The organism is Acinetobacter sp. YH01019 (assembly GCF_013420285.1).
GTDB lineage: Bacteria > Pseudomonadota > Gammaproteobacteria > Pseudomonadales > Moraxellaceae > Acinetobacter > Acinetobacter gandensis.
The window spans coordinates 1-22,337 of sequence record NZ_VOYM01000062.1; the positions used below are offsets into that span (position 1 = coordinate 1).

A 22,337-nucleotide genomic window follows, 5' to 3' on the forward strand; every position below is an offset into this window, starting at 1 on the left:
GCTGAGTTTGGCTTGATAGCGGTAGCAGGTTTCACTAATGCCAAATGCTTTACAAGCCAAACGAATACTAATGGCATGCTGGGCAACTGCCTGTTGTGCCATCTTACGCCGGCAAGATGGCTTTACCACTTTTTTGCCATCGCTTCCTGGATGATTTCGGCCTTTAATCGCTCTTCCGCATACATCTTTTTAAGTCTGGTATTTTCGGCTTCTAGCTCTTTCAGTCGAGCCATTAATGATGTATCCATACCACCATATTTGGCACGCCATTTATAAAAGGTAGCATTACTCATGCCGTGTTCACGGCAAAGGGTCGCTACAGGTGTGCCAGATTCTGCCTGTTTCAAGATGGACATGATCTGACTGTCAGTAAATTTAGATGTTTTCATGCAGAATCTCCTGCTCGTATCTTAAGAGAAAATTCTACTTTTAGATCCTATTATTTTTAGGGGGGATTACCTATGTTTGTAGCTCATTTCGAAGTTGAAAATATATATTCAGCGAGATTGTATGTTGAATCCGTTAAACTAGATGAATTTCCAAATGATAGAATTTTAGGATTTGCAAATGGCTGTAATCGAAGCATTTGAAGCGAAACAAAACTGTTATTTTAATTATGATTTTGAAGAGCTGTACTTAGAAGATGACTTTCCTGAAGAACTTTCTGTGTCTTTACGTGGAATGCTTTTTCGCCATGAAATTCAATATCCAGACGTGACCTATTATATCTATTTCAGTGATGTGTTAACCGGTTGTGAATTACAGCGCATGAAAGATGATTGGGCAAAATATTGTCCTTTATCTGAATAATTTGGCGCAATAAAAAACGAGGCATTAAGCCTCGTTTTTTATCTATCTAAAATTAGATTTTAGACGTTAGATCTTAGCAATTAAATCTTTCACTTGAGCAGCTTGAGTTGAAGCGTTACCTGTATATGTTGCAGGTGTCATTTCAGCAAGACGTGCACGGTCAGCCGCTGGAACAGCTTCTAACTCGTTACCGTTTACGAAATCAACCATCATGTCGCGAGTCATTGCTTGACCACGAGTAAGCGCTTTAAGTTTTTCGTATGGTTTTTCAACTGCATAACGACGCATTACAGTTTGAATTGGTTCAGCAAGAACTTCTTGAGCATGGTCAAGGTCTTCAAGAATACGTTGAGCATTCAATTCAAGTTTGCCAATACCTTTAGAGCAAGCTTCAAATGCAATCAAACTTTGTGCAAAACCAACACCCATGTTACGAAGCACAGTTGAGTCAGTTAAGTCACGCTGCCAACGAGATACAGGAAGTTTTTCACCAAGGTGAGCCAATACCGCATTCGCAATACCCAAGTTACCTTCAGAGTTTTCGAAGTCAATTGGGTTAACTTTATGTGGCATTGTTGAAGAACCAACTTCGCCTTCTTTCAAACGTTGTTTGAAGAAACCAAGTGAGATGTATCCCCAAACGTCACGGTTAAAGTCGATCAAAATCGTATTGAAACGACGTAGTGCATCAAAAAGTTCCGCCATGTAGTCATGCGGTTCAATCTGAGTCGTGTACGGGTTGAAGGTTAAACCTAAAGACTCTACAAAAGCTTGAGAATGAGCAGGCCAGTTAATTTCAGGGTAAGCAGAGTAATGAGCGTTGTAGTTACCTACAGCACCGTTAATTTTACCTAGAAGTTCAACTTGTTTGAATTGCTTGATTTGACGCGCTAAACGGTAAGCTACGTTCGCCATTTCTTTACCCAAAGTTGTTGGGCTAGCAGTTTGACCGTGTGTACGTGACAACATTGGTTGTTCAGCATGTGTTTCAGCTAAAGCCACAATTGAATCGATGATTTGTTGCATAGCGGCAACTAAAACTTCACGGCCATTTTTAAGCATTAAAGCATGAGACAAGTTGTTGATGTCTTCAGAAGTACATGCAAAGTGAATGAATTCACCTGCATTTTTAAGTTCATCAATGTGAGCAATTTGCTCTTTTAAGAAGTACTCAACCGCTTTAACGTCATGGTTCGTTGTACGTTCAATTTCTTTAATGCGGTTTGCATTTTCTTCAGAGAAGTTCGCAACAATTGCATCAAGTGCTGCATTTGTTTCAGCACTGAATGCTGGAACTTCTGTGATTTCTGGACGGTTCGCAAGCGCTTGTAACCAACGCACTTCAACAGTCACACGAGCATGGATTAAACCAAACTCAGAGAGGAAAGGACGTAGAGCATCACATTTGCTAGCGTAGCGTCCATCTAATGGAGAAAGTGCGGTTAAAGCGTTCATAGCGATTCCTTAAACATTGGAATTAAACGTAAAACAAAGTTCATCACAGCCATCAGTTAAACCACCTGATACTGTAAACGAGCGAGATCTTGAATATCTTGGAGCAGCTTGCGCTTGCTGAAAATCATACCCCACGAGCTACCGCCGAGCTGACGCCACAAGTGAGCCATTTGTAAGCCTGTGAATAATGTCGCGCGAATGCGGTTGGTATGTGCTGTATCTTTAAATGCTTCAGCGTTGCCTCGAACCATAATGCGTGGATTAATTGATCCAGCAGTTTCAATATATGTTTGAGCAAGGTTGGCAATGATACTTGGATGTAAATAATTATTATCGAAAAAGGAGAGCTGTCTAAGAATTTTTTGTTGGGATTGTTCAATAATTTCAACGAACTTCGGATTGCTATACACTTTTTTTTCTAATTGCAATAAAGTCATTGCATAGGTCATTGGTAGCTTGGTATTTGCAAGTTTAGGCAATCTAGATTTTGGGGAAGTGTTAAATGGCTGGGTAATGCTGCTTTCTAAAGTTTTTAAACCGAGAGAAATATCCGCCAATTTATCAAAAAAATCGAGCGTTTGATTGGACTGATTGGATTTAGGACGGATATTCAAACTGGCTTTGATGAGATGTTCAAAATAAAAATTACCGCTTTCACCAATACTTTGCGTACCCGTCAACGCGGTCATATGGGTTAGCTGTGTTGCTTGAAAAACAGCAGCTAACGCCAATGCGCGATTTTGGCGAGTATTCAGAGTTTGAGGCTGTTGAAACGGTAACTCTGTCATCCGAAACAATCCTTATGAAATAAAATCCGGTTTAGGGGCATTGGTATGATGAATCACACCACCACCTAAACAAACTTCACCAGTGTAGAACACCACACTTTGACCCGGTGTCACGGCACGTTGTGGTTCATCGAACTCGACACGTACACCGTTTGGTGCAGCAGGGTCTTTAAATAATGTACATTGTTGGTCAGGTTGGCGATAACGTGTTTTAGCCGTACAGCGAAAACCTGTTTCAGGTATTTCTTGTTCGCCTGCAACCCAATCAATCGCTTCAGACCATAAAATGGTACTTTGCATGAGTGGGTGCTCATGACCTTGGCCAATCACTAAGCGATTACCCTCAATGTCTTTGTGAAGCACAAACCAAGCACCTTCTTCAGCACCTTTGAGTCCTCCAAGACCTATACCGCCGCGTTGGCCGAGCGTATAGTACATTAAGCCGTGATGATCACCAACCTCTTTACCGGTATCTAATACGATTTTTCCGGGTTGCGCAGGTAAATATTGCTTCAAGAAGTCATTAAAGCGACGTTCACCAATAAAGCAGATGCCAGTAGAGTCTTTTTTCTTCGCAGTCGCTAAACCTAATTCTTCAGCAATTTTGCGAACTTGTGGTTTTTCAATTTCACCAACAGGGAACAAAGTCTTATTAATTTCGCGGCCATGCACTGCATGTAAGAAATAAGTTTGATCTTTATTTTGGTCTACGCCACGTAGCAGCGGTGCATATTCTTCACCACGTGAATTTTTAAGTGTTTCACCACGACGGCAGTAGTGACCTGTTGCAATAAAGTCTGCACCTAAGTTCACAGCATGGTCTAAAAACGCACGGAATTTAATTTCTTTATTGCATAAAATATCTGGGTTAGGGGTACGACCTGCTGCATATTCTTGTAGGAAGTGTTCAAATACGCGATCCCAATATTCCATGGCGAAATTGGCAGTATGTAGTTTGATTCCAATTTTGTCGCATACGGCTTGTGCATCGGCAAGGTCTTCCATTGCCGTACAGTATTCCGTGCCGTCATCTTCTTCCCAGTTTTTCATGAAAAGACCTTCAACTTGATAGCCTTGTTGAAGAAGAAGTGCTGCAGACACAGAGGAATCTACACCACCAGACATACCGACGATGACACGTTGTTGCATAGGATTAAGCATCCAAATTTGAAATTAAGGGAGAATTTTGGTGCTCGTAAATGAGCGATAAAGGATATTTTTGACCTGAAAGGGCATCTTGCACAGCTTTAATCACCAATGGACTGCGTGCACGTGCTGACTCAATCAGTTCATCTAAAGTCATCCAAACAGCACCAACAATGCCCGTATCTAACTGAGCATCGACATGGTGTTGAATATCTTTAGCTAAAAAGCAATAGCGGTAATAGGTACGATCAGGGAACATTGGTGGGGTATACGTATACATGCCCAAAAGGTGGGTGATCTCTACATCGTGACCTGTTTCTTCCATGGTTTCGCGAATGGCGGCTTCAATCAGCGTTTCGCCACACTCGACATGACCTGCAGGTTGGTTAAATACAGTGTGCGTAACACCTTCTGTATGTTCTTCAACAAAGAGGAATTTTCCGTCTTTTTCAACGACTGTCGCAACAGTGACGTGAGCAGTCCAAGCGGTCATAGAAAAGCACCATGGGTTAAAAACGCTATTCTACAAAATTTAGGGGGCGGTGGCTATGTTGATTTTTTCAAATAACCTTTACGGAGTTTTAATTGAATTAACATTACAGCCTATCTAAGGGATAACTTTAAACGCTGTAATGTTAATAGTTAAAATTTTTTACTCAATGAACGGAATTTTGCTATCACGAGGTAAATCAGGGAACAGGGTATAGATCATATCTGGATTCTTTTGCAGACCTACACCATCAATATATTTCCATTCTTTGCTATCAATAGGGCGTACTGCAAGCATAAAGGAAAGATCTCCCGTCATTTTACGGCCATTCATAGAAATTGTGATTTGCTTGGGTACGGCACAAAACTCATTTTTGCCAATGATATAACTTTGTTTTGGAGGATAAGTGTCAACTTTAGTCACTTGTATTTTATTTTGCTTAAATGAATTTGCAGCAAGTTCTAATATGGCGTTATATTTTTCTGTACCACCAGCAAAATTAATCAGAGATGAATCTGTTTTTTCTGCGATTAATGCATAATTACCTGTATTGAAGGCTGAACCAATTTCTTTAATCTCTTTGGCAATGAATTTTTCATAGTCATCTTTACACTGCGGTGAATTTGCAAAAGCAGTTGTAGAACTTAAAATGATGCCAGTGAAAAGTATTTTGCTAAATAATAGAGTATAAGTTTTAACCAACATTAAATTGTTACTCTGTGTTTGAATTAGTCTATTAATAAAACGATGCAATAAAAAAGTGTAAAAAATAAAGCTGTCGATTATTCACTTTGATCAAGATAATTATTCGCCACTTTCACATAATGACGTGCCGAATAAGGCAAAAATTCTTTTTCTTTATCTGTTAAAGGGCGAACTTTTTGTACAGGGCTACCCACATATAAATAACCACTTTCCAGGCGCTTACGCGGCGGAACAAGTGAACCTGCACCAATCATCACATCATCTTCAACGATCACATCATCTAAGATAATCGTGCTAATACCTACAAGCACACGGTTGCCAATAGTACAGCCATGTAGTTTGACATGATGACCAATCGTCACATCTTCACCAATAATCAGTGGTGAACCTTCAGGTTTATCCGCTTTTTTGTGACTCACATGCAACATGGCATGATCTTGCACATTGGAGTTACGTCCAATTTTAATATGATTAACATCGCCACGAATCACAGCAAATGGCCAAACCGAAACATTTTCCGCAAGCGTTACTTCACCAATCACCACAGACATTTCATCAACGTAGCAAGTTGCGTCAATTTTAGGGTGATGTTCAAGATAAGGGCGGATGTTTTTAGCCATAAGACGTCATCATTCAATATTTATATTGAAGGAGTATAAATGAAAAAAGCACCCATACCGAAATATGGATGCCTTCACTTTAGTCTTAAATTTTAAATGTGTTTAAAACTTAGAATAAGTTGCTAAAAAACTGTTTGATGTGATCAATCATTTTGGCAAAGAAGCCTGCTTCTTCAACATTTTGTAAAGCTACAAGTGGTTTTTCAGCAATCACTTTGCCGTTGAGTGTCGCAACGTATTTACCCACAACCTGACCTTGTTTTAAAGGCGCAGTTAATTTTGGTTGAACAACCAATTGAGTTTTAATCGCGTTTGCTTCGCCTTTAGGCATGGTCACGTTAAAGTTTTCAGCAAGACCAATTTGAACTTCATTGTCTTTACCGTACCAAACTTTTGCTTTAGCCAAAACTTGTTTAGCAGGTTGAACTTTTACAGTTTCAAAGTTTGCATAACCCCAAGCTAAAATTTCACGTGTTTGAGACGCACGTTCATTCATGCTCGGTGCACCGAAGATCACAGAGATCAAACGAAGTGGACCACGTTTAGCAGACGTTGTTAAGCAATAGCCAGCTTCATCGGTATGACCAGTTTTTAAACCATCTACACTTGGGTCGGTATAAAGTAGGGCATTACGGTTGCCTTGTTTAATTCCGTTAAACGTAAATTCTTTTTCTGAGTAGATTGGATAATATTTTGAACTGTCATGGATGATGTGCTGTGCAAGAACAGCCATATCTTTAGCAGTAGAGAGATGACCTTCAGCAGGCATACCTGTTGCATTAATGAATTGAGTATTCACCATGCCGATACGTTTTGCCTCTTGGTTCATCATGTGGGCAAAAGTACCCTCATTGCCAGCAATATGTTCAGCCATTGCTTTAGAAGCGTCGTTACCTGACTGAATAATAATGCCACGCAACATTTCTAATGCAGTTGCTGTGCCATTTAAAGGTACATACATACAAGACTCAGAGCTGCTACCGCGGCACCAAGCAGACTCATTCATACGTACTTTTTCATCTTCAGTCAGTTCACCACTCAATAACTTTTGTTCAATGATGTAACTTGTCATCATTTTTGTCATTGAAGCAGGAGCTAATTTTTCGTTTTCATTTTTAGAAGCAAGGATTTGCCCTGTTTCATAGTCCATCAGCACATAAGATTTATTATTCAATTCTGGAGGTGCAGATAAGACGGTTGCCGCAAATGAGAAGCTAGGTGCTAATAGCAATGCAGCAAGGGCAGTTTTTCGGGTCATTCTGGGTGGTTCCAATAACTTAGGTATAAGCACAAAGAGCCTAGCATTTTAGGACAAAGCTAGGCTGACTTCTATGGGGTGTTAGAGCTTATTTTAAAAGTATTGTAACCAATTGGTATTATTTACTGTAAGCGGTAAGTTCTTTGCAAATTTCGCCGTTTTTCTTGTCGCCAGCTTTTTTCGCATCGGACTTGGCTTCCTTTAAAGCTTCTTTAAAACTTTTCTGTTTACTCAGTTGTTCTAAAGCTGTAACAGCGTTCTTTTCTTTTGGCATATATTCTTTGGCTAATTTTGCATAACCGGCATTAAATTTGTTTTGATCTTTGTCATCGACTAATTTTGGACAAACTTCAGAAAGAACATAAATCGCAGCAAGTTCTTGATTTGTAACTGCTGGGGTTGGTGTTACTTCAATTTTTTCATCTGCTGCATGAGCGCTCATTGCTGTAAAAGCAAAAGCAGAAAGACTAAGGGCACAAAGAGATTGAATAAAAGTATGTTTCATTAAAATAACCTGAAATCTTAAAAGCGATAAAAATAATAGACTTAGCTTAATCTTAAATTGATTATGAATCAGTAGAAAATTGTATTGAAGCTGTTGAGAAAGTGGTGAATTGTGAAAGAAAAAAGGATGAAGTGTTTGCTTCATCCTTTTATAGCAACATCATTACACTTAATTTATAAATTATAGGTAAATGAAATGTTTGATCAAAGCTGAATTAAGCTTCGTAATTTAAAACATCGTCACATACTGACTTTTGTTCACTTTTATCCGTTTCTTTTACAGCTTGACGCGCTTCTTCAAGTACTGATTTGTATTCTGAATCTGCTTGTAATTTAGCTAAAGTCATTGACTTATCAGAATAATCAGCAAGATAAGATTGGGTTAATGTAGTGATGTTTGCATCAAATTTAGCATTTTTACCAATCAATGCAGGACAAACTTCTGCCATGACTTGAGCCGATGCAATATCTTCTTTCACGATGGTATTTGCTTCATCTTGAGTAAAGCCATCGTCAGCAATGACTGCTTGAGATAACAATGCAGCCAAACCTAAACCCAAGATGCCCCGTAATGCAATCGTTTTAATCATTTGTATTCACATATTTATGCTGGATGTTAAAAAGTAAATATATATAATTATTCATATATTTCAATAAAATGTTCTTGCGAGTCATTTTAAAACAGTAACGGAATTTGTCAGTGAATATATTAATTGCCAACGATGATGGCGTTTTTGCTCCCGGTATCCAAGCACTTGCACACGCATTGCGTCCTTTGGGTCGTGTTGTGATTGTTGCACCTGAAAGTGAACGTAGTGGTTTTTCAAGTGCCTTAACACTTGATCGTCCTTTACGACCTGTCGAAATTGCCCCAGATATGTGGGCTGTCAATGGTACACCTGCTGACTGTGTCTATTTATCCATGAATGGTTTATTCGACTTTGAATTCGATCTCGTCGTTAGTGGTATTAATAGTGGTGCAAATTTAGGTGACGATGTTCTGTACTCAGGTACAGTAGGTGCTGCATTTGAAGGGCGTTTGATGAAACAACCTGCTATAGCAGTGTCATTTGCCGGGCCGAATGTACGCAGCTATAACAATCCTCAAGATTATGCTGTTGCTGCGAAATGGGTGCATGACTTTATTGCAGGTGGATTGGTGAATTTACCGCCACGACATATTTTCAATGTCAATATTCCTGACGTGGCTGAATTGAAAGGCACTAAAGTGACTTATCAAGGTCGCCGTTTACAGTCTAAGCCAATTACTAGTCATGTTGACCCTCGAGGTCGCCAAGTTTATTGGATTGGTTTAGCAGGCGAGGCAGTTGCAGAGCCGAAAAAGGGTTTAACTGATATTGAGTCAGACTTTTTTGCGGTCGCAAATGGCTATGTCAGTGTAACCCCTATACAAATGGACGCTACAAACTACGAGATTTTGAATAACTTGCATGCAGAGTTTTCTAAATTGTAAGTATTAATGTTATAACTTTGTGAAATTGGCAAAGCCGTCACTATTTTGCTACGGTTTTTTGCTAATCTTAGCCCATTCATAATGACTATATTATTTCGAATTATTAGTGAGGAAGATGATGTCCCTGGTGTCACAAGATCGCGTTATTGCCGCTCCTGCAGCATTTTTTAAGACGATTGTTTTATCTGCTGCTGTTGTTACGACTGTTGTTATGACAGGTTGTGCGTCAAAGCCACAAATTAATAATGCGACCCGTTATGCGACAGCGCCAGATTATTATACTGTCCGCTCTGGTGATACCTTAAGTGGCATTGCAGCACGTTATGGTCTGAGCTATGTCAGTATTGCTGAAATGAATGACATTGCGCAGCCTTATCGTATCTATGTTGGACAATCAATTCGCCTTAAAAATGGTGGTGCACGTCGTACTACTTCAACACAAGCGATGACGCAAGCAGCACCTATTCAGCGACAAACGATTGCTTTACCAACACAAAATGCACCTGTTGTTCCTGCAAAAACGACACCACCAACTGTGACACGTACACCAGTACCAACGCCTGCTGTTACTTCATCAAGTTTACGTTGGGTAAGTCCAGTTGCACGACCTACTGTGCTCCAAGGCTATAATTTAGCTTCAAATGTGAAGGGAACACGTTATGCGGGCAATGTGGGGGATGCTATTTTTGCGGCGGCAGATGGTCAAGTGGTTTATGCCGCTGATGGTTTGAAAGAATACGGTAATCTAATTTTAGTAAAACACATTAATGGCTACATTACGGCCTATGCTCATAACAGTAAAATGAACGTGAAAAGTGGAGAAACTGTTAAAGCAGGACAACAAATTGGTGAAATGGGATCTTCAGGTACAAACCGTACTATGCTTGAGTTTCAAGTTCGTTTAGACGGTAAACCAATTAATCCGACTAGTGTTTTACCAAATAATTAAATAACTAATGCAAAAGCAAAATATCCCCGTATAATACAATGAGTTGCTTTTATCAAAAGATGAAGCTTCTCATAAGTTTATGAGGGAAATTTATGTTAGATCAACTTCGAGCAATGGGTGTCTTTGCTTGCGTTGTAGAAAAAAATTCGTTTAGCGGCGCAGCTCGTGAGTTGGGAATTACCACGAGTGCCGTGAGCCAGCAAATCAGATCCTTAGAACATGACATGGAAGTTGTACTTTTACATCGCTCCACTCGAAAGTTAAGTTTGACTGAAGCTGGACAAGCATTTTTTCACAGCTGCCAAGAAATGCTATCAGCCGCAGAGCGCGGTAAAATTCGCATCAATGAATTACGTGATGACTTAGTTGGAGAGCTTCGAATTGCTTCAACTCCTGAGTTATGCGCTAATCATGTGATTCCAGCGTTATCACATTGGATGTCTGCACACCGTAGCTTATCTGTACATTTGGAAGCGGATAATCAATATATTGACTTGATCGACGGTCGTATTGATATTGCACTGCGTATGAGCCCGAAAATTGAGGATCAGAATCTTCAAGTCGTACCACTTGCACATGTTGAGCAAGTTTTAGTTGCTGCGCCGAGTTATATTAATCAGACGTCACTCATCTCTCGTCCAGAAGACTTACAAAATCATGATTTACTGCATATAAACTTGGTTAAAAATTATCAGCAGTTTAGTTTTGAGCATGTGTCTACACATGAGCGCACGCATATAGAAGTTAATTCACGATTTACAACCAATAATGTGCTTGCTGCAAAATCTATGTGCTTACAGGGCCATGGTGTAGCGCGAATTTTGTATTTAGATATTCAAAAAGATTTATTAAATGGATCTTTGGTCGAAGTTTTACCTGAATGGCGTTTACCATCTTTTACCTTATATGCAGTGATGTGTAAGCGTGATCAACAACCGACTAAAATCCACCGTTGCTTAGATGCTTTAAAACAGTATTTCAGTCAATTACCTGGCGGACGTGTATACCAAGACGCATCATAATTAGCCTATGTCTTATATTGAATAACAATAAAAAAAGCCGCTAGAAGCGGCTTTTTTATGCGTGGATAATTAAGCTAGAAAGCTTTTTACCATTTTCACAATGCGTTCGATCAATTTATCTGCTTCAGCTTGTGTAATATTCAGCGTAGGCAATAAACGAATCACAGAACCTGCAGTTACGTTGATAATTAATTTGTGTTCATCACGTGCAATGGCAACAAGTTCGCCACAAGCTTTTGGTAATTCAATACCAACCATTAAGCCAAAACCACGAACAGTCACGTTTTGCTCCGCAAGTTGCTCTGTGAATTGCTCAACAAGATACGCGCCCATATTTGCAGCATTTTCAACAAGGTTTTCCTTTTGAATGGTATCAATCACGGTATAAACCACACGTGAACCTAATGCTGTACCGCTATAAGTTGAACCGTGGTTACCCGCTGTTAAAACGCCAACACCACGACCTTGAGTCATGACTGCGCCGATAGGGAAGCCATTACCCAGGCCTTTAGCTGTAGTTAGCACGTCAGGAACAATATTGGTGTGTTGATATGCAAAGTATTTACCTGTACGACCATTACCTGTTTGCACTTCATCAAGCATCATTAACCAGTTGTGCTGATTACAGATACGGCGAATTTCTTCGAGGTAGCTAAAACCTTGAGGAGCAGTATTTACACCACCTTCGCCTTGAATCGGTTCAACTAAAATCGCTACGATGTCAGGGTGGTGAATCGCCGCTTCTTCAATCGCTTCAATATCACCGAAAGGTACACGAATAAAACCTTCAACTAATGGGCCAAAGCCTTCTTGAACTTTTTTGTTACCTGTCGCAGAAAGTGTTGCCATGGTACGACCATGGAAAGAATGGTCAGCAACAATAATTTTAGGGCTTGCAACACCTTGCATATGACCAAATTTACGTGCAATTTTGATTGCACCTTCATTTGATTCTGCACCACTGTTTGAGAAGAACACTTCTTCCATACCAGCAACTTCAGCCAACTTTTGTGCAGCAGCTGTTTGCCAAGGCACTTCAAACAAGTTACTGGTGTGAATTAATGTTGCAGCTTGTTCAGCAATCGCCGCTGTAACAGCAGGATGTGAGTGACCTAAACCACATACAGCAATCCCTGTAAGTGCATCTAAGTATTCTGTGCCATCTGCTGTATACAGGTGAGCACCTTGACCTCGGACAAAGCTGATCGGTTGGCGGCCAAATACCGGCATCAAATGTGATGGTTGATCAGTTTGTACAGGGGCAAGGGTAATGTTATTCATGACTAACTCTATCTGTCAGGTGATTGAAATAATATAGAGGAGACGCCATATTAAATATGAGCATCAAGGGGTCTATATAAGCAAAATATGCCCCGAATGAAAAGCTGAAATGTAAATAAAACATGAAATATTGCTTTAGTCATATTGTTTTACTCAGTTTTGGGTATAATGCGAAGCAGATTTATTGAGGATATATCAATGACTGAACAAGCACGCGATACAGAAGCGTTAATTCGTGACCAAATTGCAAAACATGCAGTTCTACTTTACATGAAAGGTACTCCACAATTTCCACAATGTGGTTTCTCTGCACGTGCAGTAGAAGCACTCAGTCAAATTGGTCGTCCGTTTGCTTATGTAAATATTCTTGAAAATCAAGATATTCGCGCAACTCTCCCGCAAATTGCAAACTGGCCGACTTTCCCGCAATTATGGATCAACGGTGAGTTGATTGGCGGTAGCGACATTATGCTTGATATGTTCCAAAAAGGTGAATTACAACCTTTAGTTGAACAATACAGCCCAGCTCCTGAAGCATAATTAGCATGTACCAACAGGTGTAAATGCTAATATGCAAATAAAAATAGCGCCCTCGAAGGCGCTTTTTTTATATCTCAAATATACGAAGTATTTAAAATTTAGGTGAAAATTCGCGACACAATCTAAGTTTCATTTAATTGTGCGGCGAATAACTCAACGATTGTTTCCACTCAAAGTTTATTCTGCGTTAGGGCTCACTTCATCGATATTTTCTTCATTCGATTCAGCTTCTTTAGCAGTATCTACTTTTTTGGACTTTTTGTCTTTTTTGGCTTTCTTCTTTTTTTTCTTTTTCTTCGGTTCTTCTTCCTCGAACTCGGCTCCATCTTCAATTGCTTGCCAGTATTCTAATTGCTCCATAACAGCAGCATAAATTGAACCTTTGCTATAACGTCCTTTTTTATCAAGTGTGCCCACAGGGCGAGCCATCAAAATTTCTAAAGCTTGGTCGATGGTATCAATGGCATGAATGTGGAATTGCCCAAGTTTTACCGCTTCGATTACGTCTTTACGTAGCATTAGATGTTGCATGTTTTGACGTGGAATAATTACGCCTTGTTTGCCGGTTAAACCTTGCAACTTGCATGCATCGTAAAAGCCTTCTATTTTTGCATTCACGCCGCCAATCGGTTGTACTTGTCCCAATTGGTTCATTGAGCCTGTTAGTGCCCATGATTGATCAATAGGTAGTTGGCTGATGGCAGAAATTAAAGCAGATAGTTCGGCAACAGTTGCGCTGTCGCCATCGACTTGACCATAACTTTGTTCAAAGGCGAGGGCAGCAGAGAAATGTAAGATTTGTTCACGACCAAAGTGGGCTTTAAGAAAGCTCGACATTAATAACACGCCTTTGGCATGTAATGAGCCACCGAGTTCAACACTACGCTCGATATCGAGAATATCTCCACCACCTTGATATACCGATGCGGTTAGGCGAGAAGGTAAACCAAATTCAACATCAGCATATTGAATAACAGACAAAGCATTAATTTGTCCGAGACGGTGTCCTTTGGTTTCAATTAACTGTGTGCCACGGCTGAGATCTTGCCAATACAATTCACGCAAATAACCTAAGCGATACTTACGGTGATCGAGTGCGGTATTGATGTGATTTTCAGTCACCATTTTGTCGCCCGAAAGTGCAGCGTGATGATGTGCTTCACGAATTAAGTCACCCAAGGTGAGGGCGTGTAATGACAAAGAGCTTTGATCTTCGGCTTGACGGCTAGAGTCGGTCAATAAAGCTGCCAAAGCACTGCGGTCAAATGGTAATAATTTATCTGTTTGTACATAATCGGCAATGAGCTGCATATAAGCCTGCTCATTAATGTCATTACGTTGTAATGTATCTGTAAAGTCAGCACGGATTTTAAAGACACTGCCTAACTCAGGTTCAAGCTCTAAAATGTCATAATAAATATCTGGTTCAGCTAGCAATATCACTTTGATATTTAAATCAATTGCAGCTGGTTCAATTGAAATACTACCGGTTAAAGTGAGCATGTGTTCAAGCGATGAAAGTTTTAATTGCCCAGATTTTAAGGCACGCTTTAAACCTTGCCAGGCATACGGCTGTTCCAGTAATTGCTCAGCTTCTAAAATAAGAAAACCGCCATTGGCTTTATGCAATGAACCAGGACGGATTAAAGTAAAGTCCGTGGTAATTGTGCCATTTTGAGTCAGTTGTTCAACATGGCCCAATAAGTTGTAGTGCGTTGGAAAGTCTTCAAAAATAACTGGTGCGCCAGCATTCGGCTTGTGGCTTGCTATGATATTGGCTTGGTAACGTGAAGGAATGCGATTGAATTGACCTGGGGTAAAATCATCTTCTTCCTGCTCGAGCACAAATTCAACATTACTAATAATGTCGTCTGCATACAATTTAAGATAATTCTCTAAACCTGCTACAGATCCAAATTTATTCTGAATTAAATCAATCCGTGGAATTACCACTTGTTTAGCAATTTCACGGTTTAATAATTGAACTTTATCACGTGCATTATCTTCTAGATCACCAAGATGTAAGCCTAAGCGTTCAAGTTTTTTATCCATATAACGCATATTGGACGCAATTTCGGCGCGCTGCTTACTATTTAAAGCATTGATGTCTTCTTTGGACATTTCTTGATATTTGTCATCAATCAAATGCACAGGTACGAAACAATGTTCATCATCTTGAGAAATGAGCTTTAGATCGAGGTCTTCACCTTCACGTGTAATTTCAATTAAAGCTTGATGTTGTTCATCACCGGCATGTTGGCGAATCATTTCAATACGATTGTGATACGTTTCAGCAGTGAAGCGTCGTTCAAGCTGTTTTAAAATGGTTTGCCAGCTTTGATGCAGCATGGTTTGAAACTTAACAGCTTGCCCAGCTGGGAACTGAAGGGCTAAAGGTTCACGTGGAAATTTAAAATTATTGACATATACCCAATCACAAGGAGTTGGCATATTTTTCGCGTGCTGTTGTAATAAACGCTTAATCATGGTGCGTTTACCAAGCCCAGCTGTACCCACTGCAAAAATATTGTAGCCGGAATAAGGCAATGCTATGCCTGCCTCAACCGAAGCACGTGCACGATCTTGTCCTAAAAAATCATTTAGCGGTTTTATACGTTTAGTAGATGTTGGTATTTTTTTTAGGTCAGGTGTGTGTGTGAGTTGCTCTGGCGGTAATTGTGTTTTTGTTAGCGTGTTCTGAATTTCTGGTTGATCAAATGCGCTCTTTAAAGTCGTTTGAATTTCTTGCGGATTGTTTGTGCTGCTTTCGTTGACTGTAGTTGATAAAGAAGAGTGAATTTGTTCAAGTCGCTGGGTCACTGTTGAATCCAAAACAAAAGATAAAGAATATAGATTAAAGGTATACAGGTTTGATGGTAAAGATCAAGCAACAGCTGATTATTTCTCTATAAAATAAAACAATGATTTCATAAATGTTGTTGAAACAAAATTGATTAAGCGATTGAATAGCATCATTCGATTTTGACAAAAATAATCTGAGTCATGACAACACAAGCTTCAGGATGGAAATCTGCTTTTACTGCGTTTTTAGATCGGCGTGCGCTGATTATGCTGTTTCTCGGTTTTTCAGCCGGTATTCCAATTCTTCTTATATTTTCAAGTTTATCGCTGTGGTTAGGTGAAGCTGGGATTGATAAAAGTGCGGTAACTTTTTTCAGTTGGGCAGCACTCGGTTATTCCTTTAAGTTTGTTTGGGCACCACTGATTGATGAATTACCTGTTCCATTTTTAACTTCACAGCTTGGTCGCCGTCGAGCTTGGTTGTTGATCGCGCAGATTTTAATCATCTGTGCCATTTGTATTATGGCTTTTTCAGATCCAGCCTTAGGTCAAAGCTATATTTATCAAATGGCGGCAGGCGCAGTTTTACTCGGTTTCTCTGCTGCGACACAAGATATTGTGATTGATGCTTATCGTATCGAGCTTGCTGAAGCAGAAATGCAAACCGTTTTAGCGTCTACATATAATGCGGGCTACCGTATAGGGATGATTGTTGCGGGTGCGGGGGCTTTATTTTTGGCAGCTTACTTAGGTACAGCCAAAGGTAATTATATATACGATGCTTGGAAATATACTTACTTAGCAATGGCAGCTGTCATGTTTGTCGGTATTATCACCACACTTTGTATTCGTGAGCCAAATGTAGAGCGGAAACAAAAAGATTATAAACGTAGTGATTACTATCGTTTGGTTGCAGTATTTTTCGTTTCGGTGATTAGTTTTGTCTTGAGCTATATCTATTCAGGACGTCTGCTGGAGGTATTAAAAACCGCTTGGGAAGTTAAAGATTCCTTCTTATTATTTAGTTTAGAAGCTGTACGTTTCATTGGCTCAGGTGCAGTCGCATTGCTCGTTGGTTCAACACTGGTAAAAACTGGTGCTGTGAACAAGCAAATGGCGTATGAAACTTGGGTAAATCCAATTGCAGATTTCTTTAAGCGTTATGGGTTAAAACTCGCATTGGTTTTACTTTTGTTGATTGGCTTTTATCGCATCTCAGACATCATTGCAGGTGTGATTTCCAATGTGTTTTATCAAGACTTAAATTTCAGCAAAGAACAAATTGCTGAAGCGGTTAAAGTCTATGGTGTAATTTTTAGCCTTATAGGTGGCTTTCTTGGCGGATTGCTTGCACAGCGTATGAACATTATGAAGTTGATGTTCGTTGGTGCGATTTTAGCGAGTTCAACCAATTTGATTTTTATCGGATTAGTTAAATCAGGTCAATCATTAGATCCAGTAAAAGTCCAAGTGGGTGATAAAAATTATGTTGCGATTCCTGATGAAACAGGTGCTTGGAAAATTACAGTACCAACGGATGTGTTAAAGCAGAACCATGAGATTTCAGCAACAGCTATTTACTCGATTGCTGATTCGTATCCAGTTACAGTCAGTATTCCTTACTTAAATGATGCGCAAAATACAGGTGCATTATTGCTTTATCCTGTGACCGCAGACAACGTTGTAAGTGCGCATGAGCAGAGCAATGGTATTGTGGTTCGTGGACATTATAATCGTGAATTAAGTGATGCTCAGAAAATTCAGGTGTTGTTAGATGGGAAACCTTTCGATGCCAAACTGGATAAACAAGGTATTTTCACAGCGACGATTCCGGGGCAAGTTTTGGTAAATTCAAGCTCTAAACAATTATTGACTCAAGTTGTAGATGGAACGAAAGTCATTTCTACAAAGCAACACAAATATGATGTAAATACGTCTGCGAATATGGCGGGTGTACTTGATATTGATATTCAGCCTGTAAACTTGGCTCAAGCGGGAAATGAAGTTGAAATAAAAGGTAAAGTGATTAAACCTTATAGTTCTAAATGGTTGTACTTTGCCATTATTGTTGACAACTTAGCTTCTGGTTTAGCAGGTGCAGCATTTATTGCATTCTTATCGAGTTTAACAAGTGTTTCATTTACTGCTGTGCAATATGCTATTTTCAGTTCGTTAATGACTTTAACGCCAAAAATCTTAGGCGGCTATTCAGGCACGATTGTGACGAATATCGGTTATCCAAAATTTTTCCTCATGACAACTTTAATCGGTATTCCAATTTTAATTTTAGTAGTTTGGGTTGCAAAGCTACTAAGAGAACACGGGCAAAAAAGTAGTTAAAATGACTTTAATAGACATATGAAGTAGATAAAAAAGCTCATCATTATGATGAGCTTTTTTATGGGCATAATGATAAGTATCATCGCATTAGTATTAAAGGATAGTACTTCAGTTATTTCTAGGCACATAAAGACGAATGGTATTCAAATTGAACTTTTGTATTTAAATGCCTATAGTAATCAGCAAAATTAATGTTTAGGAAAATGAATCATGCGCATGCTGCATACCATGTTACGTGTAGGCAATTTAGAACGCTCATTGGCATTTTACACTGAAGTACTCGGTATGACTTTGCTTCGTAAACGTGACTATGAAGAAGGTCGTTTTACTCTTGCATTTGTAGGTTATGGTGATGAAGCGAACCATACCGTACTTGAACTCACTCACAATTGGGATACAGCTGAGTATGAGCTAGGTAATGCTTATGGTCATATTGCGATTGCAGTTGATGATGCTTATCAAGCGTGTGAAGAGATTAAATCACGTGGTGGTAATGTAGTGCGTGAAGCAGGCCCAATGAAGGGTGGCGTAACAGTTATTGCATTCGTAGAAGATCCAGATGGCTACAAGATCGAACTGATTCAACAAGATGTCAATGCACGTAATAACTAAGCGAGATGTTTTTATATTTATCATTTAGGCTAAATCATTGTACTAAATAACGAATATAAGTGAATCGCACTCGCTTTTTTATATATGCCCAGTAAGATAAATGTTTACCTCTCGGTAAATTTAACTTGTTGGGCATTTTTATGTCTGAAATAAAGTTTAGAAATAACAATACAGGATGTAGTGATGTTGAAACTGTTAGCGCTTGATCGTTTTACGATACTTTTATTTGTTATGGTGATATTGGCAACATTTTTACCAGTTTCAGGGCAGGCGGCAGATATTTTTGGTGTGGTCACCACCGCTGCAATTGCGATTTTATTTTTTTTGCATGGTGCCAAATTGTCACGTGAAGCTGTGATAGAAGGAGTCATGCACTGGAAGTTACATGCGCTGGTCTTCGCATTTACATTTGCATTGTTTCCAATATTAGGCTTATTGGCTAAACCTATACTTGTACCGATGTTAGGAAAGGAGTTGTACTGGGGTTTCTTGTTTATGTGTTTTTTACCCTCAACAGTTCAATCCTCCATAGCATTTACATCCGTTTCCCAAGGTAATGTTGCAGGTGCCGTGTGTAGCGCATCCTTCTCTAATATTATTGGTATGTTTATTACACCTGTACTGGTCGCTTATTTTATCTTGGGGCAATCACAACATAATTATGATCCGACCGCATCGATTATCCAAATTACTTTATTGCTCTTGGTTCCTTTCATCTTAGGTCAGGTCTTACGGCCATGGGTCTTTCCGTATATGAAAAAACTACCCAAGATCGTTAAAGTATTTGATCAAGGATCAATCTTAATGGTGGTGTATGGCGCTTTTAGTAGTGCTGTCGTAGCAGGTCTTTGGCATCAAGTCAGTGGAATGACTTTATTTATACTGATTGTAGCGTGTTCAGTATTACTGACTATCGTGATGTTACTTGCACTCTATGTCCCTAGATGGTTGGGCTTTAATCGTGCTGATCAAAAAACTATATTCTTTTGTGGATCAAAAAAGACCTTGGCAAGTGGTGTACCAATGGCTCAAATCTTATTTATTGGTCAACCACTCGGTATGATTGTTTTACCGATTATGATTTTCCACCAGATTCAATTGATGGTGTGTGGAGTGATCGCAAATATTTGGTCAAAGCAACAAGCAGGTAAACTTTAAATTTCAGTATGAATGGGCAAACGAGCTTATTGAACTAAGCTGCTAGATTTGAATGTGGGATTGAAAAGACTGAGTAAAGAATAGGGCATTATCGAATCTGATCAATTGAGGGGTGTAGCTCTATTTATTAATCAATTTATATCAGATATAATACTGCCCAACTTGTTGTGCTTAGCTCTGACGGTATCCGTCTCGGTGGGCCAAAAGAATGGTCTGTTATGGTGTTGATCTGCTTTATAAGCCTTCCTTGTATGTCTACAAGAGTGATCAATTGCGATGACAGCTAAACCTTCTTGAATCTTAGGAGTAATCGACGATGCGCGCCGATATTCACCCAAAATATGATACTTTAGTTGCTACTTGTTCATGTGGTAACGTAATCGAAACTCGTTCAGCTCTTGGTAAAGAAACTGTTTACCTAGACGTATGTTCTGCTTGCCACCCATTCTACACTGGTAAACAGAAGAACGTTGATACTGGCGGTCGTATCGACAAATTCAAACAACGTTTTGCTGGTATGTCACGTTCTATCAAACGTTAATATCCAAAACAAAAAAACGGGCTTTATGCCCGTTTTTTTGTGCCTATTTAAACTGAATGAAATGTCAATTTTAGACAGCATAAATATCCAAGACCTTATTGGTCTTGAATATCGATTAAATGATCTAGTTTTTTCTGGAAGTAATCGCCCTGAATAAATCGAGCTTCAACGTTCCAAGCATTGGCAAACAACGTCATGTCATTCAGTTCACGTAGTAGAATTTCTACGTTTCTGATTTCATTAAAGGCAGCAATTTTTTCCTGCAATTCTAGACATGATTGATCATTGGCTAACATCTTCGTGAGGCTATTATCCAATGTTAAGCAATTTACATCTACTTGGCGAAGTAATGACTCGCTATACATTGAATGGCCGAAATTACGTAATGCTAAATCAGCACCATTTTTGCGTAATTCTATAAATGCTTTTTGTGCATCAGCAAGATTGGTCTGAATGTCTTCTTCTGAAAATTGCAAAATTAATGGGTTTTTCACCTTACTACGAATAATTGTAATTAACTTCGAAATAAATTCAGGGAAGGTACGATCGTTGTACAAGACTTCTTTGTTTAAGTTTACAATTAATTTTGCATCAGGGAACTGTGTAATAAAATTATGTAATTGCTTACATGATTCAACTAAAATCCAGCGATCTAATTTAATCGATAGTTCAGAGTCTTCAGTGAGTTCACGTAGTTGAGCAATATCTTTCCATTTGTTTTCAAAAATGAAGCCACTGGTCACTTCATACGTATATAAATGGCTATCTTCTTTATCATAAAGCTGTTGATATTTAAGATGAATTTCACCACGTTCTAAGCTTGTACGAAGTGCTTTTAAGACAGGTGCTTCATTACTTACGCTAATTGGCGCAATTTGAGCCTCAGGCGTACCAAAATCTAGCGCAGGGATTTCTAATTCAAGTGGAATATTTAAATCAATTTCAGGTGCTTTCTGATTGGTTGGTAGTGCAGTCGTAAAGGCCTGGCTAATGACTTGTTCCAAATGCGATTCATCACGAAGGTCGCCATTTAAAACTGCATAACCGATACGCAGATTCAGTGGGTAGCTTTCATTATTTACAGTCAATAATTGCGGCTTACTTAAAGTATTTAAGCCAATTAATTTTGAATCTAATTTAGCTTGATTATCCGCTTGGAATAAAGCCACAAATGCGCCATTGTCTAGACTAAATAATGGTACATGGGTTTGTTCTTTGAGGAACTCTTTTACATTACTGAAATAGCTCTTATAGGTATTCCAATTGGATTGTAAAATAGCATCAGAACACGATGAAAGGGTAAATAATACCAATGCATTAACAGTAGATGGCTGCTTGGTCATCGTTCGGTTAATTTGTTGGTAGCTTTTCGGCTTCTGAGCAACGTTTTCGGTATTAACTGTAGTTTGTCTTGTAGATTCTGTTGTTATATCTACAGCGAGTTGTAGCGCATCTTCTTCTGTCGCTGCAATAAACTCTAACTTCAATGGGTTTTGTTTTACCACCGCAGCATTTTGTGAAGAAAGATCAAAACGACCTAAATCAAATTGGCCTTGGCTGATTTTCTTAAAGCGCTGTTTAAAATCATTCAAATCGGTCGGTTGTAATAAGTCGAGTAATGGTAAACCAATGACATCATCCTCATTATTCAAACCAAAAAGAGTTAAGTATTCAGCATTGGCTTGAATATGAATACCTTCCTGAATGACTGCAACGTAAGCGTCCGCTGAACCCCATGCCTATTTTTTAATTTGAGTTGGATTTCCAGCGATGTGGTAGTAATTCTTCTATTTGGGTCGCTTTATGCGTCGGCAGCCTTTTCAGCACATCACTGAGATAGGC

At 39.2% G+C, this 22,337-nt stretch carries 22 protein-coding genes and 1 pseudogene; 9 read left to right on the forward strand and 14 right to left on the reverse strand.

Annotated features, from left to right (window positions below; translation table 11 throughout):
- Positions 1-389 (reverse strand): annotated as a pseudogene (locus tag FTT84_RS13270) (transposase); the annotation flags it as partial.
- Positions 390-567: 178 nt separating this feature from the next.
- On the opposite strand from FTT84_RS13270, the gene FTT84_RS13275 reads away from it, so the two are divergent.
- Positions 568-810 (forward strand): hypothetical protein, encoded by a 243-nt coding sequence (locus tag FTT84_RS13275; protein ID WP_180081433.1) that lies wholly within the window; start codon positions 568-570, stop codon positions 808-810.
- Positions 811-876: 66 nt separating this feature from the next.
- On the opposite strand, the gene purB is transcribed toward FTT84_RS13275, so the two are convergent.
- From purB to FTT84_RS13320, 9 genes are all read right to left on the reverse strand, one after another.
- A complete protein-coding gene (gene purB, locus FTT84_RS13280) occupies positions 877-2,265 on the reverse strand; it encodes an adenylosuccinate lyase (protein ID WP_067762780.1) in 1,389 nt (462 codons plus the stop codon).
- A gap of 56 nt (positions 2,266-2,321) precedes the next feature.
- A complete protein-coding gene (gene hflD, locus FTT84_RS13285) occupies positions 2,322-3,053 on the reverse strand; it encodes a high frequency lysogenization protein HflD (protein ID WP_067762779.1) in 732 nt (243 codons plus the stop codon).
- Between the two features lie 12 nt (positions 3,054-3,065).
- Complete coding sequence (gene mnmA / locus FTT84_RS13290) at positions 3,066-4,202, reverse strand: tRNA 2-thiouridine(34) synthase MnmA (RefSeq protein WP_180058268.1); 1,137 nt, start codon at positions 4,200-4,202, stop codon at positions 3,066-3,068.
- A 4-nt stretch (positions 4,203-4,206) separates the two neighbouring features.
- Positions 4,207-4,692: an NUDIX hydrolase gene (locus tag FTT84_RS13295; RefSeq protein WP_180058269.1), complete on the reverse strand. Its 486-nt coding sequence runs from the start codon at positions 4,690-4,692 to the stop codon at positions 4,207-4,209.
- A gap of 159 nt (positions 4,693-4,851) precedes the next feature.
- Positions 4,852-5,394, reverse strand: a complete 543-nt coding sequence (locus tag FTT84_RS13300) for a hypothetical protein (RefSeq protein ID WP_067762776.1) — start codon at positions 5,392-5,394, stop codon at positions 4,852-4,854.
- Between the two features lie 77 nt (positions 5,395-5,471).
- The gene (locus tag FTT84_RS13305; protein WP_180058270.1) at positions 5,472-6,014 is read right to left on the reverse strand and encodes a gamma carbonic anhydrase family protein; all 543 of its coding nucleotides are present in this window, start codon (positions 6,012-6,014) and stop codon (positions 5,472-5,474) included.
- Between the two features lie 109 nt (positions 6,015-6,123).
- Positions 6,124-7,272 carry a D-alanyl-D-alanine carboxypeptidase PBP5/6 gene (gene dacC, locus FTT84_RS13310; protein WP_180058271.1) on the reverse strand — a complete coding sequence of 383 codons (1,149 nt, stop codon included), beginning with the start codon at positions 7,270-7,272 and terminating at the stop codon, positions 6,124-6,126.
- A 118-nt stretch (positions 7,273-7,390) separates the two neighbouring features.
- Complete coding sequence (locus FTT84_RS13315) at positions 7,391-7,777, reverse strand: MCR_0457 family protein (protein WP_067762773.1); 387 nt, start codon at positions 7,775-7,777, stop codon at positions 7,391-7,393.
- Between the two features lie 214 nt (positions 7,778-7,991).
- Complete coding sequence (locus FTT84_RS13320) at positions 7,992-8,366, reverse strand: MCR_0457 family protein (protein WP_180081435.1); 375 nt, start codon at positions 8,364-8,366, stop codon at positions 7,992-7,994.
- A gap of 110 nt (positions 8,367-8,476) precedes the next feature.
- On the opposite strand from FTT84_RS13320, the gene surE reads away from it, so the two are divergent.
- The 3 genes from surE (at position 8,477) to FTT84_RS13335 (ending at position 11,221) form a co-directional block, all read left to right on the forward strand.
- Positions 8,477-9,250 carry a 5'/3'-nucleotidase SurE gene (gene surE, locus FTT84_RS13325; RefSeq protein WP_067762771.1) on the forward strand — a complete coding sequence of 258 codons (774 nt, stop codon included), beginning with the start codon at positions 8,477-8,479 and terminating at the stop codon, positions 9,248-9,250.
- A gap of 118 nt (positions 9,251-9,368) precedes the next feature.
- Entirely contained in the window at positions 9,369-10,199 is an 831-nt protein-coding gene (locus tag FTT84_RS13330) for a peptidoglycan DD-metalloendopeptidase family protein (protein ID WP_180081437.1), read from the forward strand.
- 92 nt (positions 10,200-10,291) lie between these two features.
- Positions 10,292-11,221, forward strand: a complete 930-nt coding sequence (locus FTT84_RS13335; protein ID WP_067762769.1) for a LysR family transcriptional regulator — start codon at positions 10,292-10,294, stop codon at positions 11,219-11,221.
- 69 nt (positions 11,222-11,290) lie between these two features.
- Here the strand turns inward: FTT84_RS13335 and FTT84_RS13340 are convergent, their stop codons facing one another.
- Positions 11,291-12,502 carry an aspartate aminotransferase family protein gene (locus FTT84_RS13340; protein ID WP_180081439.1) on the reverse strand — a complete coding sequence of 404 codons (1,212 nt, stop codon included), beginning with the start codon at positions 12,500-12,502 and terminating at the stop codon, positions 11,291-11,293.
- A 198-nt stretch (positions 12,503-12,700) separates the two neighbouring features.
- Here FTT84_RS13340 and grxD point away from each other — a divergent pair, with 198 nt between their 5' ends.
- Positions 12,701-13,042, forward strand: coding sequence for a Grx4 family monothiol glutaredoxin (gene grxD / locus FTT84_RS13345; protein ID WP_067762767.1), 342 nt, complete (start codon positions 12,701-12,703; stop codon positions 13,040-13,042).
- A 177-nt stretch (positions 13,043-13,219) separates the two neighbouring features.
- Here grxD and FTT84_RS13350 read toward each other — a convergent pair whose 3' ends face one another.
- Positions 13,220-15,784: a Lon protease family protein gene (locus FTT84_RS13350; protein ID WP_373685025.1), complete on the reverse strand. Its 2,565-nt coding sequence runs from the start codon at positions 15,782-15,784 to the stop codon at positions 13,220-13,222.
- A gap of 261 nt (positions 15,785-16,045) precedes the next feature.
- Between FTT84_RS13350 and FTT84_RS13355 the strand changes: the two genes are divergently transcribed.
- The 4 genes from FTT84_RS13355 (at position 16,046) to rpmE (ending at position 20,495) form a co-directional block, all read left to right on the forward strand.
- Positions 16,046-18,184 carry an MFS transporter gene (locus tag FTT84_RS13355; protein ID WP_180081441.1) on the forward strand — a complete coding sequence of 713 codons (2,139 nt, stop codon included), beginning with the start codon at positions 16,046-16,048 and terminating at the stop codon, positions 18,182-18,184.
- Between the two features lie 210 nt (positions 18,185-18,394).
- Positions 18,395-18,796 (forward strand): lactoylglutathione lyase, encoded by a 402-nt coding sequence (gene gloA / locus FTT84_RS13360; protein WP_067762764.1) that lies wholly within the window; start codon positions 18,395-18,397, stop codon positions 18,794-18,796.
- Positions 18,797-18,979: 183 nt separating this feature from the next.
- The gene (locus FTT84_RS13365; RefSeq protein WP_067762763.1) at positions 18,980-19,954 is read left to right on the forward strand and encodes a bile acid:sodium symporter family protein; all 975 of its coding nucleotides are present in this window, start codon (positions 18,980-18,982) and stop codon (positions 19,952-19,954) included.
- Positions 19,955-20,270: 316 nt separating this feature from the next.
- Positions 20,271-20,495 carry a 50S ribosomal protein L31 gene (gene rpmE, locus FTT84_RS13370; protein ID WP_067762762.1) on the forward strand — a complete coding sequence of 75 codons (225 nt, stop codon included), beginning with the start codon at positions 20,271-20,273 and terminating at the stop codon, positions 20,493-20,495.
- A 95-nt stretch (positions 20,496-20,590) separates the two neighbouring features.
- Here the strand turns inward: rpmE and FTT84_RS13375 are convergent, their stop codons facing one another.
- Together FTT84_RS13375 and FTT84_RS13380 are read right to left on the reverse strand one after the other, a co-directional pair.
- Complete coding sequence (locus FTT84_RS13375) at positions 20,591-22,147, reverse strand: EAL domain-containing protein (protein WP_257223420.1); 1,557 nt, start codon at positions 22,145-22,147, stop codon at positions 20,591-20,593.
- 94 nt (positions 22,148-22,241) lie between these two features.
- The coding region (locus FTT84_RS13380) for a transposase domain-containing protein (RefSeq protein ID WP_143242124.1) at positions 22,242-22,337 on the reverse strand (96 nt) is incomplete at its 5' end.

What these genes read in the sequence shown, in the direction of transcription:
- FTT84_RS13275 (WP_180081433.1), top strand. Translation starts at nt 568, where the DNA reads ATGGCTGTAATCGAAGCATTTGAAGCGAAACAAAACTGTTATTTTAAT.
- purB (WP_067762780.1), bottom strand. Translation starts at nt 2,265, where the DNA reads ATGAACGCTTTAACCGCACTTTCTCCATTAGATGGACGCTACGCTAGC.
- hflD (WP_067762779.1), bottom strand. Translation starts at nt 3,053, where the DNA reads ATGACAGAGTTACCGTTTCAACAGCCTCAAACTCTGAATACTCGCCAA.
- mnmA (WP_180058268.1), bottom strand. Translation starts at nt 4,202, where the DNA reads ATGCAACAACGTGTCATCGTCGGTATGTCTGGTGGTGTAGATTCCTCT.
- FTT84_RS13295 (WP_180058269.1), bottom strand. Translation starts at nt 4,692, where the DNA reads ATGACCGCTTGGACTGCTCACGTCACTGTTGCGACAGTCGTTGAAAAA.
- FTT84_RS13300 (WP_067762776.1), bottom strand. Translation starts at nt 5,394, where the DNA reads ATGTTGGTTAAAACTTATACTCTATTATTTAGCAAAATACTTTTCACT.
- FTT84_RS13305 (WP_180058270.1), bottom strand. Translation starts at nt 6,014, where the DNA reads ATGGCTAAAAACATCCGCCCTTATCTTGAACATCACCCTAAAATTGAC.
- dacC (WP_180058271.1), bottom strand. Translation starts at nt 7,272, where the DNA reads ATGACCCGAAAAACTGCCCTTGCTGCATTGCTATTAGCACCTAGCTTC.
- FTT84_RS13315 (WP_067762773.1), bottom strand. Translation starts at nt 7,777, where the DNA reads ATGAAACATACTTTTATTCAATCTCTTTGTGCCCTTAGTCTTTCTGCT.
- FTT84_RS13320 (WP_180081435.1), bottom strand. Translation starts at nt 8,366, where the DNA reads ATGATTAAAACGATTGCATTACGGGGCATCTTGGGTTTAGGTTTGGCT.
- FTT84_RS13330 (WP_180081437.1), top strand. Translation starts at nt 9,369, where the DNA reads ATGTCCCTGGTGTCACAAGATCGCGTTATTGCCGCTCCTGCAGCATTT.
- FTT84_RS13335 (WP_067762769.1), top strand. Translation starts at nt 10,292, where the DNA reads ATGTTAGATCAACTTCGAGCAATGGGTGTCTTTGCTTGCGTTGTAGAA.
- FTT84_RS13340 (WP_180081439.1), bottom strand. Translation starts at nt 12,502, where the DNA reads ATGAATAACATTACCCTTGCCCCTGTACAAACTGATCAACCATCACAT.
- grxD (WP_067762767.1), top strand. Translation starts at nt 12,701, where the DNA reads ATGACTGAACAAGCACGCGATACAGAAGCGTTAATTCGTGACCAAATT.
- FTT84_RS13355 (WP_180081441.1), top strand. Translation starts at nt 16,046, where the DNA reads ATGACAACACAAGCTTCAGGATGGAAATCTGCTTTTACTGCGTTTTTA.
- gloA (WP_067762764.1), top strand. Translation starts at nt 18,395, where the DNA reads ATGCGCATGCTGCATACCATGTTACGTGTAGGCAATTTAGAACGCTCA.
- FTT84_RS13365 (WP_067762763.1), top strand. Translation starts at nt 18,980, where the DNA reads ATGTTGAAACTGTTAGCGCTTGATCGTTTTACGATACTTTTATTTGTT.
- rpmE (WP_067762762.1), top strand. Translation starts at nt 20,271, where the DNA reads ATGCGCGCCGATATTCACCCAAAATATGATACTTTAGTTGCTACTTGT.